This window comes from Burkholderia sp. NLJ2 (assembly GCF_049487195.1).
Lineage (GTDB): Bacteria > Pseudomonadota > Gammaproteobacteria > Burkholderiales > Burkholderiaceae > Burkholderia > Burkholderia pyrrocinia.
In genome coordinates this window covers 408,840-425,600 of sequence record NZ_CP137809.1, presented here as the reverse complement: position 1 = coordinate 425,600, position 16,761 = coordinate 408,840, and the positions used below count along the sequence as shown (strand labels likewise).

At 67.2% G+C, this 16,761-nt stretch carries 12 protein-coding genes; 4 read left to right on the top strand and 8 right to left on the bottom strand.

All coding sequences use genetic code 11. The annotated features are described in order from the left end of the window. Positions 1–15: 15 nt before the first annotated feature. From R9B84_RS18485 to R9B84_RS18470, 4 genes are all read right to left on the bottom strand, one after another. Positions 16–933, bottom strand: coding sequence for a LysR family transcriptional regulator (locus R9B84_RS18485; RefSeq protein ID WP_423760812.1), 918 nt, complete (start codon positions 931–933; stop codon positions 16–18). 76 nt (positions 934–1,009) lie between these two features. Next, positions 1,010–3,271 carry a molybdopterin cofactor-binding domain-containing protein gene (locus tag R9B84_RS18480; protein WP_423760811.1) on the bottom strand — a complete coding sequence of 754 codons (2,262 nt, stop codon included), beginning with the start codon at positions 3,269–3,271 and terminating at the stop codon, positions 1,010–1,012. Beyond that, positions 3,271–3,771 carry a (2Fe-2S)-binding protein gene (locus R9B84_RS18475; RefSeq protein WP_423760810.1) on the bottom strand — a complete coding sequence of 167 codons (501 nt, stop codon included), beginning with the start codon at positions 3,769–3,771 and terminating at the stop codon, positions 3,271–3,273. The genes R9B84_RS18480 and R9B84_RS18475 overlap by 1 nt, the downstream gene beginning before the upstream one ends. Beyond that, positions 3,768–5,048: a c-type cytochrome gene (locus R9B84_RS18470; protein WP_423760809.1), complete on the bottom strand. Its 1,281-nt coding sequence runs from the start codon at positions 5,046–5,048 to the stop codon at positions 3,768–3,770. Before R9B84_RS18470 ends, R9B84_RS18475 begins: the two co-directional genes overlap by 4 nt. 159 nt (positions 5,049–5,207) lie before the next feature. Between R9B84_RS18470 and R9B84_RS18465 the strand changes: the two genes are divergently transcribed. Next, a complete protein-coding gene (locus tag R9B84_RS18465) occupies positions 5,208–5,405 on the top strand; it encodes a hypothetical protein (protein ID WP_423760808.1) in 198 nt (65 codons plus the stop codon). Between the two features lie 59 nt (positions 5,406–5,464). Here R9B84_RS18465 and R9B84_RS18460 read toward each other — a convergent pair whose 3' ends face one another. Beyond that, positions 5,465–6,589: an FAD-dependent monooxygenase gene (locus R9B84_RS18460; RefSeq protein ID WP_423760807.1), complete on the bottom strand. Its 1,125-nt coding sequence runs from the start codon at positions 6,587–6,589 to the stop codon at positions 5,465–5,467. A 66-nt stretch (positions 6,590–6,655) separates the two neighbouring features. Continuing rightward, a complete protein-coding gene (locus R9B84_RS18455; protein WP_423760806.1) occupies positions 6,656–6,928 on the bottom strand; it encodes a ubiquitin carboxyl-terminal hydrolase 14 in 273 nt (90 codons plus the stop codon). Between the two features lie 217 nt (positions 6,929–7,145). Here R9B84_RS18455 and R9B84_RS18450 point away from each other — a divergent pair, with 217 nt between their 5' ends. Next, entirely contained in the window at positions 7,146–8,417 is a 1,272-nt protein-coding gene (locus R9B84_RS18450) for an NAD(P)/FAD-dependent oxidoreductase (RefSeq protein ID WP_423760805.1), read from the top strand. A 43-nt stretch (positions 8,418–8,460) separates the two neighbouring features. On the opposite strand, the gene R9B84_RS18445 is transcribed toward R9B84_RS18450, so the two are convergent. Then, positions 8,461–13,545, bottom strand: coding sequence for a trifunctional serine/threonine-protein kinase/ATP-binding protein/sensor histidine kinase (locus R9B84_RS18445; RefSeq protein ID WP_423760804.1), 5,085 nt, complete (start codon positions 13,543–13,545; stop codon positions 8,461–8,463). A gap of 320 nt (positions 13,546–13,865) precedes the next feature. Further along, positions 13,866–14,576: a response regulator gene (locus R9B84_RS18440; RefSeq protein ID WP_423760985.1), complete on the bottom strand. Its 711-nt coding sequence runs from the start codon at positions 14,574–14,576 to the stop codon at positions 13,866–13,868. Between the two features lie 625 nt (positions 14,577–15,201). Here R9B84_RS18440 and R9B84_RS18435 point away from each other — a divergent pair. Together R9B84_RS18435 and R9B84_RS18430 are read left to right on the top strand one after the other, a co-directional pair. Beyond that, positions 15,202–15,549 carry a hypothetical protein gene (locus R9B84_RS18435; RefSeq protein ID WP_423760803.1) on the top strand — a complete coding sequence of 116 codons (348 nt, stop codon included), beginning with the start codon at positions 15,202–15,204 and terminating at the stop codon, positions 15,547–15,549. A 135-nt stretch (positions 15,550–15,684) separates the two neighbouring features. Beyond that, positions 15,685–16,716, top strand: coding sequence for a polysaccharide deacetylase family protein (locus R9B84_RS18430; RefSeq protein WP_423760802.1), 1,032 nt, complete (start codon positions 15,685–15,687; stop codon positions 16,714–16,716). Positions 16,717–16,761: the final 45 nt, after the last annotated feature.

The following is a 16,761-nucleotide window of genomic DNA, read 5'->3' as shown; positions in this document are numbered from 1 at the left end:
GGTCGACCGCCGGCGTCAACTGCGCTTGCCCTGCAGCGTCGGAATCTGCGCGAACAGCCCCGTGAGCCAGTCGACGAAGACCTTGAGCTTGACGGGCGTATGTCGATTGGGCGGATACAGGATCGAGATCGGCCGCGGCGGCGTGTTGAAATCGGTCAGCACCTCGCGCAGGCGCCCCGATTGCAGATACGGCTCGACCAGGTACAGCGCGGTCCTGATCAAGCCGATGCCCGCGACGCCGCACGCGATGTAGGCGTCGGCGTCGTTGACCGCGACCGTGCCGCACATCTGCACGATGCGCGTTTCGCCGTCGACGATGTAGTCCCAGGGGCGCGGCCGGCCCGTATCGGCCGAGATGTGGCTGACCGCGACGTGCTGCGCGAGATCGTCCACCGTTTCGGGCATGCCGTATTGGTCGAGATACGTGGAGGACGCGCAGGTGCAGGTCGTCAGGCTGCCGATCCGTTTCGCGATCAAGCCTGAATCGTCGAGCGCGCCGATCCGCACCACGCAGTCGACGCCTTCGCCGACGAGGTCGATCTGGCGATCGGTCACGCCGAGCTCGACCATGATGCCCGGATGGGCGGCGAGAAACTCGGGCAGGGCCGGTATCATGATCTGCTTCGCCATGGCCGGCGGCAGGTTCACTTTCAGACGGCCGCGCGGCACATTGCGCGCTTGCGACACCGATGCCTCCATGTCGTCGATCTCGCGCAGCACCGCGACCGAGCGTTCGTAGTACGCCTGCCCGTCCTCGGTCAGCGAAATCCGGCGTGTGGTGCGGTTCAGCAGCCGGCAGCCGAGATGCTGTTCGAGTCCGCTCAGCAGCGCGGACACGCGCGGCGTCGTGAGTCCGGTCGTGTCGGACGCGCGCGTGAAGCTGCCCGTCTCGACGATGCGCGTAAACACGCGCATCGAAAGCAAGGTATCCATCGTTCGGAAATCTCCAGCCTGTGTGTTGCTCGCGCCGGTTCATGCCGGCGCGATTTGTTGTGATTGTGCGATGCCGCTATGCGTCGATGCGTTTCCTGAGGGCGTCGCCCGCAAACGGCATTTCGCGCATGCGCTGGCCGGTCGCGTCGAAGATCGCGTTGGCGAGCGCGCCGGCAGTCGGCCCCATCGACGCCTCGGCCGCGCCGAGGAACGGTGCGCCCGGACGATTGATCAGATGCACTTTGATGCTTTGCGGTGCTGCGCCGAAGCGGAGAATCGGATAGCTGCTCCAGTCGAAGCTGCGGATGCGTTGCGTATCGTATTTCAACGCCTCGTACAGCGTCCAGCTCGCGGACTGGATGATACCGCCTTCGATCTGGTTGCGAATGCCGTCCGGCGACACGACCTGGCCCGCGTCGACGGCCGCTTCCGCACGTTCGAGCGTCACCTGGCCGGTTTCCGGAACGACCGACACCTCGACCGCGATCGCGACGTAAGCCATCAGGTTCTTGTATTTGCCGAATGCGAAGCCGACGCCGCGGTTGCGCTCGCGCGGCGGCCGGGGCCAGCCGAATTTCGTCGCGACGAGCTTGATCACCTGGCTCGCGCGGTGATCCTGCATGTGACGCAGCCGGAATTCGACCGGATCGACGCCGGCGGCGTGCGCCAGCTCGTCCATGAAGCTTTCGATCGCCCAGACGTTCGTGTGCGCGCCGAGCGAGCGCATCGCCGACGTCTGCAGCGGCATCGTCGGCGAGAAGTTGTTGACGATGTGCAGGTTCGGCAGCGCGTACAGCGGGATCGCGTTGCGATCGCCGCCGCCCTCGGGCTGCAGCATCGGCGTCGACGGCGCGGGCACGAACGGCGGTTCGAGCATCCGCGCGGGCAGCAGCCGGCCGGCATTGACGATGCGCTCGTTGTGCGAGCTGCTCCACAGCGCGTAGTTCCAGTCGACGATGCGGCCGCTCGCGTCGAGCGACGCGCTGAGCTCGGTGACCATTGCCGGCGTGAAGTGGTCCCACGTATGTTCCTGCTCGCGCATCCACTGCACGCGGATCGGCTTGCCGGGCATCGCGGCCGCGATCAGCGCCGCATGCGCGGCCGCGTCGTCCGCTCCGTTGTGCCCGTAGCAGCCGGAGCCCTCGGTGTGAATGCAGCGGATGCTCGCCTTCGGCATCGACAGCATCTCGGCAAGCGCGTCGCGCAGCGGGTATACGCCCTGCGAGTGGGTCCACACGGTCAGCGTGCCGTTCTCGAGATGCGCGACCGAGCAGGACGGCCCGATCGAGCCGTGCAGCAGGTAGTTCTTCAGGAACGTGGCGCTCAGCGTTTTCGTGGCCGGCGCGGTTTGCGCATGCGTATTGGCGATTTCAATGCGCTGCGTCGCGATCCGCTTCAGGTCCTGATGAACCGTCGCGCGATCGGGCAGCGCCCGGCCGGGCGACCAGCGGCAGCCGGCGGACAGCGCGCGCTGCGCGACGACCGCCTGCCATTCGCCCTGCGCGACCACCGCGAGCAGGCCGCCGTTGCGCACGATCCGCACGACACCCGGCATCTTCAGGATCGCGGCCTCGTCGAACGACTGCAGTTTCGCGTCGTACACCGGCGGCATCACGACGCGCGCGTGCAGCATGCCGGGCAGTTCCATGTCCTGTACGTAGCTGACGCCGCCCGTGACCTTGTTCGGGATGTCGACGCGCGGCAGCGACGTGCCGATCACGGCGAACGTGGTTGGAGGCTTCAACGGCGATGTCGGCGTCGCGTTGCGATGCAGGTCGACGGTCCGGACCGCGTCGCCGTAGCGCATCGTGCGGCCGTCCGGCGCCTTGATGACCGCGTCGGCGACGGTGAGCAGGCGCGCCTCGACGCCGAACTGCTTCGCCGCGCCGTCGACCAGCAGCCCGCGCACCTGCGCGGCGGCGTTCAGCAACGCGGAGCCGCTGTCCGCCATCGTGTGGCTGCCGGCCGTCAATCCCTCGTCCGGCGACGCGCCGGTGTCGGCGGTCAGGAACGTGATCAGCGACGGCTTCATGTTCAGCTCTTCGGCGGCCACCTGCAGCAACGCGGTGCGCACGCCGGTGCCGAGCTCGACCTTGCCGGTGAACACGGTGACCTTGCCCTCGGGCGTGATCTTGATCCACGCGTCCAGCAATGGGTTGGTCTTCAGGCTGCCGGCCAGCGTTTCGGTGGCCTTGGCCACGTGGACGGCGGCGCCTTCGTCCGCGAGCACGACCTCGGCGGCGGCACGCGCGGCCGGTGCGAGGCTGAACGCGACGAAGAGCGCGCCGGAAACCATGAAGTGCCGGCGGCCTTCGTCGATGTCGTCGGGTGGGTTCATCAGAGCCCCTTGCTGATCATGACGGGCGCGGCCGCCGGTTCCGGGTCCGGCAAGCCCGCGACCTGGCGCACGGCCGCCAGGATCCGCATGTGGGTGCCGCAACGGCACAGATTCGGTTCCATGTGCGTGCGCAGCTCCTGTTCGGTCGGTTTCGGGTTGCGTTCGAGCAGCGCCTGCGCGCGCATGATCATGCCGGCGATGCAATAACCGCACTGCGCCGCCTGATGATCGATGAACGCCTGCTGAAGCTTGCCCGGATGCCCGGCGGTGCCGAGGCTCTCGAGGGTCCTGACGCGGCGCTCGCCGATCGCGGCGACCGGGATCAGGCACGAGAACATCGGCTTGTCGTCGACGATCACGGTGCACGCGCCGCATTGTCCGAGGCCGCAGCCGAACTTCGCGCCGTGCAGGTGCAGGTCGTTGCGCAGCGCGTAAAGGAGCGGCGTGGACGGATCGATGTCGAGCGTGTGCCGCACGCCATTCACGGTGAGGGTGATCATTGCGCGCTGTCCTCCTTTCTGAGCTTCGCGGCCAGGGTGTCGATGCCGCTCCACGCGGGGCGATCGGAATACGTTTCGCGGAGGTAGGCGGCGAGGTCCGCGATCTGCGCGTCGTCGTACTGGTCGAGGTAGGACGGCATGTAGTTCAGCGTGTCCTCGCCATGCCAGCCGATCCCGTTGAACATCATCTGGATCGCGTTGCGCGGCGTGTCGGCGGCGACCGCCGTGCTGAACGCGAGCGTCGGCCGCTCGCCGATCGACTGCATCGGTGCTGCCGGCCCGTGGCACTGCGCGCACGACGCCTGGAACAGCACCGCACCGCGTTGGCCGGCGGGCGTCGTCGCTTTGCGTTCGGCGGCGGTCGTCACGGGCCGTGGAGCAGCCGGCTTCTGGATCGACAGGATGTAGGCCGCGATGGCCTCGACATCCTCGACCGGCACCGTTGCGAGATCGCGCGTGACGGGGAGCATCGGTCCGGCGGCCGCGCCGTGCTCGCTCGCGCGGCCGGTGCGCAGGTACGTGACCAGTTGCGCCTGCGTCCACGGGTGGACCGCGTTGCCGAGCGTATTGAGCGGTGGTGCGTCCCAGCCGTCGACGATGCCGCCGTCGAACGCCTTGCCGGCCTGTTCGCCGCCGATCGCATTCAGCGGCGAATGGCAGGACGCGCAGTGTCCGAGGCCGTCGACGAGCAGCTTGCCGCGATTCCATTGCGCGGATTGCGACGGGTCCGGCCGGTACGCGCCCTCGCGCAGGAACAGCACGTTCCAGAACGCGACCAGCGGCCGGAAGTTGAGCGGGAAGATCAGGTCGTTCGCCGGCGTCTTCGTTTGGACCGGTTCGCGGGTCATCAGGTATGCGTACGCGGCCGCGATGTCGTCGTCGGACATCCGCGTGAAGTGAATGTACGGAAAGGCCGGGTACAGCGGATGGCCGTCGCGGGCGATGCCGCTGCGCAGCGCGCGCGCGAATGCGTCACGCGACCAGCGGCCGATGCCGGTGTCGGCATCCGGCGTGATGTTGGTCGCGTAGATCGTGCCGAACGGCGTCGCGAGCGGCAGCCCGCCGGCGAACGGCTTGCCGTCCTTCGCGGTGTGGCAGACGATGCAATCGCCGAGCGCGACCACGCGCGCGCCGGCCCGGATCAGTTGCGGATCGAACGACGCGCGTGCCGGCGGATCGATCGGCGCGATCGACGGCCGAACCATGATGCCGATCGCGACCGCCAGGCCGACGATCGTGACGCCTGCGGCACCGAACCAGAGTCGTTTGTGCTTCATGCGCGCTCCACGCGAACCGGTTCGTCCGGCGTCGTTCGCCAGGCGGGGCAATAGACCGAACGCCGGCCGCGGGTGTCCGCATGACGGTTGTACGCGGCGCCGCAGATCCGGTTACCGCGACAGGCGGGCCAGCTTGTGCGGCCGGGCGTGCGAGTGATCGTGACGGACGTTCCGGTCGGCATCGCCGGATGGCAGCGCGGCATCGCCGATCGATTCGGCGATGACAAGCCTGCCCGGCGGCAGCGATTCGCGGCGGAGATCATGTCGTTGCTCCAGGAGTGGGGGCCGCGCGCGGGCCGTGGCCTGCGCGGTGGCGGATGGGAGGCAGTCTACGTGGGCGCCGGCGCCAATTCCTGAAGCGGCGCTGAAACGTTCTGAACGGGCGCACGAACCGTTCCGGCGCCTGCATCCATGCGTCATCGCGGCGTGCCGAGGCCGAACGCCGCGGCAAGTTGCGGACCCTTGTCGAGCAACGACGTCACTTCCTCCCGCCGCCGGGCCGACCATTGCGCCAGGCGCTCGACGACATCGGTCGCGTCCGCCGGCAGTGCTTCCGCGAGCGACACGGCATCGCTCGCCGCCTTCGACGTGCCGGATGCGGTATGGGGACGCACGGTGCAGGCCGCGTCGCCGATCAGTGCGACGCGGCCGTCGACGAAAGCGGGACTCAACGCGTCGACAATCGCCTGGTTGAATGGCGCGGGCGTCGCGAGCACCAGTTGCGACAGGGAAGCAGGCAGCCGTTCGTCGGCGAGTCGCCGCAGCGTGGCGACGACCTCGTCGGAAAGCTGCCCCGGCTGCACGGACGCGTGATGAACGTGGCCGGCCCGATCGGTCAGGTGGCGGCGCAGCGCATCCTGGTCGGTTTCGTTGCGATACCAGAGCCAGTTGAAGCGGCGCGCGCCCGGCGCGAGCGAGCCGTCGAGCGCGGGAATCAGGAACGCCATGAACAGCTCGCCCGGCGCCTTGTGAAGCGTCATGTTCTCGACCAGCGATGCGATCGCCGCGGCGTCGAATTCGGCTTCGTCGACGATGCCGCGCCATGCGAGGTAACCGGCAAACGATGGCGTATAGCCGGGGAAGAGTTGCGCGCGCAGGTGCGAGCCGGAACCGTCGGCTGCAATCAGCACATCCGCGCGGATGCGTTCGTCTCCGAGGTGGACGTCGACACCGTCCGCGTCCTGCTCGAAGCCGGTGACCGCGCGGCCGTACTGGATGCGCCCGCGCGGCAGCGTCTCGCACAGCGAGCGGTAGACGGCGTCCCATGACGAAAACGGCAGCATTTCGGGTTCGTCGCGCGTGACGAGGCCGTCGCGATCGATCCAGCGCCGCCGGTGCGTCGGCACGCTGATCATCTGGCGGCAATGCCGGCCATGCTGTTCGAGAAACGCCATCATGCGCCGCAGCACGGCCACGCCGCCGCCCTGGCCGCGCAGCGGGGACGGCGAGCGTTCGCAGACCGTGACGTCGTGTCCGATGCAATCGAGCGTCAGCGCGGCTGCGAGGCCGGCGATCGATCCGCCTGCAATGACTATCTTCATCGTGCGTGACTCCCGTGTTCGACCGCCGGCGTGCGTCGCCGGCCGGCCGTCGTGATGCGTGGTGCGTTACGACGTGATTTCGCCGGCCATCACGTCGTCCGCATAGCACCAGACCCAGCGCTCGCCGGGCTCGATCGAACGCGCGAGCGGGTGGCTGGTTTCGTGAAAATGCCGGCTGGCGTGGCGATTCGGCGACGAGTCGCAACAGCCGACGTGCCCGCAGGTCAGGCACAGGCGCAAATGCACCCACCGGCTGCCGGACTTCACGCATTCCTCGCAGTAGTCCTTGTCGGTGGTCAGGATGCGCGCTTCGCCGAGATGGGTGCAGGTCGTGGTCATGTTCCGCTCCGATGCCGGCGCCGCGGAGCGCTCGCAGCGCGGCCGGCGCGACGCTGCGAGCGGGGTGGGACAGGATTCATTGTGGACGGTCGACTCGCGAGCGGACCTTAATTCTTATGAAACATGGCGGCCGCGACCGACGGACGACGTACAGTCACACGTGCGGACGGCGCGGGAACCGGCCGGGATCCGACACGGCGGTCACCGGGAGACACTCATGGCGCAGTCGCAGCATGTCAAGGTAATCGGCTTGCCGAACAGCAAGGAGGCCTACGCAATCCGCGACTTCCTGAAACGCGGCGTGGTCGAGTACGAATGGTGCGAATTGACGTCCGACACCGATTGCGCGCGCGAGCTGGGCATCGCGCCGCTGCGCGATATCCGGTTGCCGGCCGTCATCTTCCCGGACGGTTCGTGCATCTTCCAGCCGACGCTGCCGGAGATTGCCGCCAAGCTCGGCTGGGTCGCCCGGCCGCGCTTCATCGAGTACGACGTATCGATTTACGGCGCCGGTCCGGCCGGCCTGTCGGCGGCCGTCTACGCGGCATCGGAAGGGCTGCGGGCCGTCGTGATCGAACGCGATGCGATCGGCGGGCAGGCGGGCACGAGTTCGCTGATCGAGAATTACATGGGGTTCCCGGAGGGCATTCCGGGCGCCGAGCTGGCCGAGCGCGCCCGCCAGCAGGCGGTCAAGTTCGGCGTCGAGCTGCTGATGATGCGCGAGGGCGTGCACGCGACGTTCGTCGACGGAAAAATTCGCGTCGACCTGGCCGACGGCTCGATCCTGACCGCGCGCTCGAACATCTGCGCGACCGGGATCGAATACCGCAGTCTCGGCTTGCCCGACGAACAGAAGTTTCTCAACGCCGGCCTGTTCTACGGCGCGGGGTCGAGCGAAGCGCCGATGTGCGACGGCAAGCACGTGTTCATCGTCGGCGGCGGCAATTCGGCGGGGCAGGCCGCGATGAACTTCGCGCGGCACGCGCGCGAAGTCACGATGATCGTCAGGGGCGCGTCGCTGGCGGCGACGCTGTCGCGCTACCTGATCGACCGGATCGAGCGCATGCCGAACGTGACGGTGCGGTACGGCTCGACCGTCGACGCGCTGCACGGCGACGGCCGGCTCGAAGCGATCGTGCTGCGTTCGGAAGACGGCGCGCGCGACGTGCTGCCGGCCACGCACCTGTTCGTCTGCATCGGCGGTGCGCCGAACACCGAATGGGCGCGCGATACGAACATCATCCGCAATCCGGGCGGCTATCTGGTGACCGGCAGCGATCTGTACGACTGCCCGGCATTCGAGCGCGTGTGGCCGCTCGAGCGCCGGCCCTACTATCTGGAAACGAGCGTGCCCGGTTCGTTCGCGGCGGGCGACGTGCGGTCGGGGTCGGTCAAGCGGGTGGCGTCGGCGGTCGGCGAAGGGGCGATGGCCGTGACGTTCGTGCACCGGTTCCTCGGCGAAGACGCGCATCGGTCGGGCGGCACCTGAACGGCGGGGAGACGCGGGTTGCGCTCCGTGCTCGCCCCGCGCGTCAGCCTGTCGTCGACACCGGCAGCCGGAACGTCAGCACGGTGCCGTTCCCGTCGCGCGGCGCGGCTTCGAGCGTGCCGCCATGCGCTTCGACGATCGAGCGGCAGATCGCGAGGCCCATCCCCATGCCGTGCGATTTCGTCGTGAAGAACGGATCGAAGATCTGGTTCGCGATCCCGGCATCGATGCCGGCGCCGCGGTCGGCAACGGAGACGACCGCGTAACCGTCGTCGACGTGCGACGCGATCTCGAGCTCGCACGATGTGGCGAGTCCGTCCATCGCGTCGAGCGCGTTGGTGACCAGGTTCAGGATCACCTGCTGGAGCTGGGTGCGATCCGCCATCACGCGGATGTCGTTGCAATGCAGGTCGACGCGCAGCGCGACCTGCTTCGCGTCGATTTCGGTCGCGGTGAGATGCAGCATGTCGCGAATCAGGTCGTCGATCGCGAGCGGCGCCAGCGCGGGCGGTGCCTGGCGTGCAAGCGATCGCAACGCGCGGACGATGTCGGCCGCCCGCACGCCGGACGCGCGGATGTCCTCGAGGCTCGCGAGCGCTTCGCCGAGATCGGGTTGCGTGCCGCGCAGCCAGCGCATGCACGCGCCGACGCTCGACACGATGCTCGTCAGCGGCTGATTGATCTCGTGCGCGATCGACGCGGCCAGTTCGCCCATCACCGTCATGTGCGCGGTGCGCGCGAGTTCGGTCCGCGCATGCCGCAGCGCGGCCTCGGTCTCGACCCGGCGCGCGTTCTCGTCGATCAGTTCCGCGTAGAGCCGGGCGGATTCGAGCGCATTGGCCGCTTGCGGCGCGAGCACTTCCAGCATCGCGATGCGCCGCGGCGAAAACACGCCGTTGGACAAAGCATTCTCGAGATACAGCACGCCGATCAGCGCACCCTGCTTCAACAACGGCAGGCAGAACAGCGAGCGCGTCGGGTGCGAGCGCAGGCTGTCGGCGTGGTCGGGCACGCCTTCGCGCTGCGCGTTCGCGAGCACGACCGGCTTGCGGGTCCGGGCGACGGTGTTCAGGATCGACAGCGGGACATCCTGCTCGGTGGGTTCGCTGCGGGCGATATCGACGATCACGTCGCTGCTGACGATGCGCGCGGTCGCCTCGATCGTCAGCCGGTCGTGCCGGGCGAGCAGCAGCAGGCCATGGCGTGCGCCGGCGTACACGATCATGTTGCGCATCAGCGTCTGGATCAGGCGCTCCAGCACGATTTCCTCGGACAGCGAATGGGCCGCGCGCATCGCGAGCGCGAGATCGAGATCTTCGCGCGCGGGCATGGCCGGGCCGCCCGGCGACGGGTCCATCACGAGGAACGGATGCTGCGCTTCCATCGCCTGCGCCTTGCCGGTCGCGCCCCAGCGCCGGTAGCACGCATGGGCGAGCCGCAGCTGGTGGCGGGCCGGGCCAGCAAGCCCGAGCGACGTGGCGTGATGCGCGGCCAGTTCGTGCGCGAGGGCCTGTTCGTGTACGAATCCGCGTTCCGCCGCGAGGCTGGCCGAGGCCTCGTACTGCTGCATCGCGACGATATGCTCGCCGCGCACGCGCGCGAATTCGGCGTCGATCAGCGCAAGCTTGTTGCGGAACGTCGCCGGATTGCGTTCGTTCCACGTGGCGAAGCGGGCGCGTTGCGGCGCATGGCGTTCGAGCAGCCGCTCGGGCGGCGTGGCGCCGCGGTCGCTCGCGATCCCGGCCAGCACGCCGAACAGATGGAAGTCGGACAGCATGATGTGCGCGGGCGTCGACCACGCGCTCGAGGCGGCGGCATCGAGCGACGCACGCGCCGCGTCCGCGTCGCCGTAGATGAAGGCCGCCTGGCCAGCGAGCACGTCGGTCCAGAACTGCAGGACCGACATCGGCGTCTTCGTCGACGGACGCGCACGCCACGTGCCGACCGGCCGGTGGTAGCCGTGCTGCAGCGCGTCGACGAATTCCGACTGGGTGGACACGAGGTCGACGATGTCGTCGTAACGCGCGCCGCGTGCGATCTGCAGCAGCGGATCGATCTCGTCGCGGATCGCCGGCAGCGCTTCGCCCATCGACAGCAGATCGCTGACGATGTGATTGCAGCTGTAGCACATCCAGCGCAGCTCGGCGCTCGCATTGCCCGCCGTTTTCGCATCGCGCGCGCGGTCGAGCGCGTACGACAGCGGCTGGGTCCAGACGCTCACCTGGTCGAGCGCGATCAGCGTCGCGGAGCGGTAGCGCTCGAAGCCGTGGCGATCGACCAGCGCGAGCGCGACCTTCGCGAATTCGAAGCCGTCTTCATACGCGTCGTGATGCCCGGCGATGCTGACGCCGTACCACGCAAGCCCCTGCACCGACGCGGCGGTGACGCCGTGGCGCAGGGTCAGCCGGACCATCGTCGCGAAATGCAGCAACATCAGCCCGCCGCTCGGATAGAACATCGCGGCTTCGAGTGCGGTCAGCAGTGACATCGTGGCTTCGACGCGCGTGTCGGTCATCACGGGCAGGTCGACGAGGTCGCGGATGGCGCGGCCGTCGAGCGCTTCCCGCACCGCGTCGCAGGCGGCCGCGAGATCGGCCTCGGCCGGCTCGGCCGACAGTTCCACGCCGAGCAGCGCCAGCCCGGCCAGCGCGACGTCGACGGCCTGCCGGTAGCGCGACTCCACCGTGAGCTGCCCGGCCTTCAGCCGGTGCGCCTCGGCGCGATCGGGCGGCGTGCGCGTACGCGCCATCAGCTCGTCGATCGCGTCGGAGGCCTGTGCGGTTTCGCCGGTCGCGAGCAGCAGGCCGCTGCGCAGGATGCCGATCCGGCTTGCAAGACCGTAGTGGTGCAACCAGGTGTGAGGACCGAGCAGCGCTTGCGCGGACGCGAGAAACGACAACGCGCGATCGCGCGCGGCGGCCGTGGCCGCCGCCTCCGCGGCCGCGACCAGCGCCTCCGCGAATGCGAGTGCGAGCGCGCTGTCGAGCGGCGCGGTTTTCGCCTGCTCGATCTGGGCGGCGAGTTCCAGCAGGGATTCGGTCGACTGTGCGCCCGTGCGCCCGAGCATCGCGGCGGCGATCCGGGCGTGGCACTGCGCGCGCTCAGCCCGCCCGGCGAGCGCGTGGGCGGCCTCGACGATGCGGTCGTGAACGAAGCGCCAGCGGTTTCCCGAGAGCGACACGAGGCCCGCCTGGCGCGCGGGGTCCATCCAGAAGCGGAGTTCGGCCCACGTCTTGCCGGCGACGGCGCACAACAACGCTTCGTCGGCATCGGTGCCGATACAGGCCAGCAGCGACAGCAGCGTTCTCGATTCACGCGGCAGCCGCTGCATCCGGACCGCGAGCAGGCTCACGACGTTCTCGGTCAGGTGGCGCGCGTCGATGTCGGCCGAATGCCATTGCCACGTTTGCGTCGCCGGGTCATGGCCGAGGAGCCGCTCGTCGATCAGCGTGTGCAGCAGTTGCTGGATGTAGAACGGATTGCCGCCGGTCCTGCGGTGAACGATGTCGCCGAGCCCGGACAGCCGGGCCGGCGCCTCCCCGAGCATGCCGGCCAGCATGCGCGTGACGTCGGGTGCGTCGAGCGGTGCCAGCGTCAGCGCCGACAGGCGCGCGGGCTCGAGCTGCTGCAGGAAGCGGCGGAACGCCGGCGGGTGGTCGTGCTGCCGCCCGCTTCGATAACCGGCCACGATGCAGAAATTGGCCGGCGGATCGACCGCGATCGACGCAAGAAACGCGAGTGTCGCGTTGTCGGCCCACTGGATGTCGTCCAGCGCCATGACCAGCGGTTCGACCGGCGTCGCGAACGCACGGAAGGCATTCACGACGATCTGGCATAGATGAAATTCCGGAATCGCATCGGTATGGTCGAATGCGACGGGCTCGACATCGAGCAGCCACGCAATCTCCGGGAAGATGCCGGACAGCAGGTTGGCCTGACGGCCCACGCAGTCGCGCAGCCGCGCGGCGATCGCCGCGAATTCGTCGTCGGGCCTGGCCAGCGCGCTGCCGAACAGCGCGCGCAATGCCTGCAGCACGGGCGCATAGGGCCGAGCGGGCTGGAACTGATCGACCTTTGCCGACGTGCACCAGGCCGCAGGCGATGCCGCTCGCGCATGGCGCATGAAGTCCTCCGCGAGCGCGGTCTTGCCGACGCCGGCCGGCCCGTCGATCAGGACGATGGCCGTCTCGCCGGTTCGCGAGACGGCCGCCAGCACCTCATCGAGCCGGCGGGATTCGGCTTCGCGGCCGACCAGCAGGTCGGGCGCGTGCAGACCGGCGAGCGGATCGCTGCCGCCGAGCGCGAACGGCTCGACGCGGCCTGCCGCCAGCCAGTCGCGCAGGATACGTTCGAGATCGTGCTGCACCGTTTCGCAGGACGGGTAGCGATCGGCGGGCTCCTTGGCGATCAGTTTCAGGATCAGGTCGTTCAGGACGGCAGGCAGGTCGTCGCGAAAGGTCGTGGCCGGCGCCGGCTGCATGGCGACGTGCGCGTGGACCCATTCGGACGTCGACGTGGCCCTGTAAGGCATTGCGCCCGTCAGCAGGCGGAACAGCGTGATGCCGAACGCGTACAGGTCGGAGCGCTCGTCGACGCATGAGCCTTCGGAGACTTCGGGCGCCGCGTAGGCAGCGAAATCGGTGCGCATCGTACTCGCTGCGGCGCGTTCCGTCCGACGGTCCCACGCATGGGCGAACGAGCGGAGCATCACCGCACCGTCCGGTGCGATGACGAAACTGGCCGGTTGCAGATCGCCATGCAGCCAGCCGCGCCGATGAAGCTCCCCGAGCGCGCGCACGGCCTGGATCGCCGCGTCGAGAAAGGTGTCGAGCGGCAGCCGTCCGTCCGCCAGCGTGTCGAACGCACGCACGTCCGGGCGAGGATAGACGAGCACCGGGCCGTCCGCGGCGCGGATCAGCGCAACCGGCATGAGCGCCCACGCCGGTTCCAGGGCGCCGTTCAATGCGTATTCGTGCTCGAATTGCCGGCAGCGCTGGTCGGATTCCCACCCGGTCTGGCACGCGGACCACACGCGCCCCGTCCCGGCGTCGGTCAGGTCGAACCACAGCACGTCGCCCGAGCGGACCGCATTCGACAGGCGGGCGCGCGCCAGCCAGTCGGCATCCATTCGCTTCGTGTCGTCCGGGTCGCGCAAGGGTTGGTTCACGGTGGGGGCAGGCTGGGTGGAGCGGGGTGAAAACGGATTGTAAACGGGGTCGGCCGGGCCGGGTTGCGCCCGTCCGGGCGGGCCCCGTGCATTGTCCGCCAGCCTGAGGAAATTTGCAGTACCTCCAGGCCTGCGTTGTACGAGGCACCGGGCGGAGGATGGCAGGCCGGCGGCGCGGAACGGGTGGCACACGCGTGATAGCCGGTGGGCAGCCGATCGATGCATGCGGCCGTGCGGCGCACATGGGGTACGCGACGCCACGCGTCGGCACGCATTCGGCGTTATTCCCACGCGTGTTTGCTGAACAGATAACCCTTGCCGCGGATCGTTTTGATTCGCTTCGGTTCGAGCGCGTCATCACACAGTTTGCGGCGCAGCTTCGAGATGTGACAGTCGATCGAGCGATCGAGGCCGTCGAACGCGATGCGGCGTAACAGCAGCGTCAGGTCTTCCCGGCCGACCACCTCGCCGGCGCGGCAGGCAAGGGCCCACAGCAGGTCGAATTCGGTTGACGTAAGGCGAGGCGTGCTGCCGTCGGGAAGGTGAACCTTGCGATCCGTCCGGTCGATCGAGAACCTGCCGAACGCGAATCGCTGGGGCGATTCGGGCGTGCAGGCGTCCGGACGCATTCGTAGCCGTCGCAGCTGCGCCTTGATCCGCGCGAGCAGAATGCGTGGCTCGATCGGCTTGTGGAGAAAGTCGTCTGCGCCGAACTCCAGGCCGAGCAACTCGTCGAACTTTTCGTCGCGTGCCGTCAACATGATGACGACGCCGTCGTAGTGCGTGCGTGCCTCGCGGCAAATCTCGAAGCCGTCCTTGCCCGGCAGGTTGATGTCGAGCAGCACCAGATCGGGGCAACTCGCGACGATCGTGGATACGGCGTCGGTGCCGTCGAACAGCGTGTCCACCGCGTACTGATGCTTGCGCAGATAGTCCGCGATCAGCGCGGACAAATGAACGTCGTCTTCGACCAGCAGGATTCGGATGGACATCGGTAAGCGAGGGGGCAATACGGGAAAATGGCGAGCGGTCAGGCCCAGTCCGGACGCGTGGTAGCCGAAGCGAGGTGGATAATACTGCGCAATATTCCGACGGAATGTGGCGAAATCTGCATCGTTCGTTGAACCTATCTGCACGGAAATCATCGCCACCTGGCGGAAAAGCGAATCGATGACGGTGTGGAATCGTGTCGTCGACGAACGGCTCGATGTTCGGGCGAAATGATTCAGAGCGATATCCGGCGCGTCACCGGCAGGGAACGCTGACGACGCGTCGTTCGGGCGAGAACGTTTGCGGAACGCCGCTTGTGCGAACGGCTCTCACGCTGGCCAGTCCGAAGCCCGGTAAAGGTTGCTCGACATATCATTACAAAATATTACGTACGCTGCGGCATAGGGCTCCCTACAATCCTCGCAACTGACGGGCGTGCATGCCGCACCGCGGTTTCCGCTCTGTCGTCGAAGGGCTTGCAGCGACGAAGGCGGTGACCGATAACAGGCAGTTGCCCCTATTCAGCGCGCCACTGCCGGCATTGAACGCGTGTGGATCGGTGTTGACGTCACTCGGGCCTTAGCGGGCAAGCATCCAGACGGCACGATTTACTGATAGGAATGCGAAATGACGCCGTTGCAAGTCATCCGGAGCCTTGACGGGCTCACGAACGCGATCGAAGTCGCGGTTGGCCGGGCCGACTGGAGCGAGGCCGTCCGGGCGGCGGAAACACGTTCAAGGTTCGTGTTTGCGCTTGCGTCCGATCAACCGGACGAGGTTCGCGCGGCGATCGGGAGAATGCAGGAGGCCGATATCCGGGTCTCCACCGTCGCACGGGAAACGTTGGTGGCACTCATCACCGAGGGCTGGATTGCGTCGTACGAAACCGGGCTGGCGACGAAGGTGTTGGCGGCGAAGCCGCTGTCGCCCGGGGCGGATGCCGTGGCTTCCCGGTCTCCTTCTTTTCCCGTATGAGCTTCGCTACCCCGGCGATGCACATGCTGCAATACGCAGACAGGTCTTTGGACGTGCCTGTCACGGGTTAACGTTTCGTTGGCGGTATGCGATTTCGAAAACGCATCAGTTCTGTCGATGCAACGCGGTGGTTCGTTGACGACGACGATTCTTGATCATGGCAGGTTGCCCTGGTTCCGGCACCAACCCTCCCCGGATTGTCCGGAACCCCTCGCCGGCCCCGAAACGGGCCGGTTTTTTTTCAGAAGTTCGGTGCGGGATAAATACCTGATTCGGCAGGATGCCCAATCATTTTTATATTCATGGCAGGTAAAGCCATCTATGGAATCGTACGCTCGATCGGTGCCAGTAGTGATGTATCACCACGTTTCACCATCGCCCGGGGAACTCAGCATCACCCCGGAGCACTTCGAATCGCAGATGCATTGGCTGGCGAGTAACGGATACGTCACGTTAACGGCGGACGAATTCGCGTGCTTTCTGCACGGCGCGCCAATGCCGGAGAAGTCGATTCTGCTGACGTTCGACGACGGTTATCTGGACAACTATGTTCATGCTCATCCGTGTCTTGCGCGCTACGGTTTCAACGCGATCATGTTTCTTGTAACAGGTCGCGTCCACGACGGTCCCACCCGATCCTTTCCTGGTCGTGCTGGCAGCGCGGAACGTTCGCACGCGGAATGCGAGCGCCTCGTTCTGACCGGGAAAGCCGACGATGTAACCGTACGCTGGAGCGAGATCGACGTCATGCGCGCGGCTGGCACGTTCGAATTCCACAGTCACACGCACTATCACCTGCGTTGGGATCGTTATTGCACTGATCCGGACGAGAAAATTCATCACATCCGCACGGACATCGAGACGTCAAAGCGGATTCTGATCGAGAAAATGGGTGTGGCGTCAAAGCATTTGTGCTGGCCAGAAGGCTATTACGACAAGGACCATATCGACGCGGCCCGAACGGCGGGGTTCGAGTACCTCTATACGACACGCAACACTCGACGCAACGTGCCGGGTAGCGACCCGTACCGGATTCATCGCATGGCGGATAACGGCAAGAACGGAGAGTGGCTGGCGCGAGAGGTGCGGCAATACCAGCAACCGCAGTGGGGTGGGGCGTACGACTGGTTCAAGCGATTGATAAGCGCTAACAAGATGAGTGGCTAAGAGACGGTTTCATCAAGGCTGTTGGGCGAGCGGTGCCACCCGCCT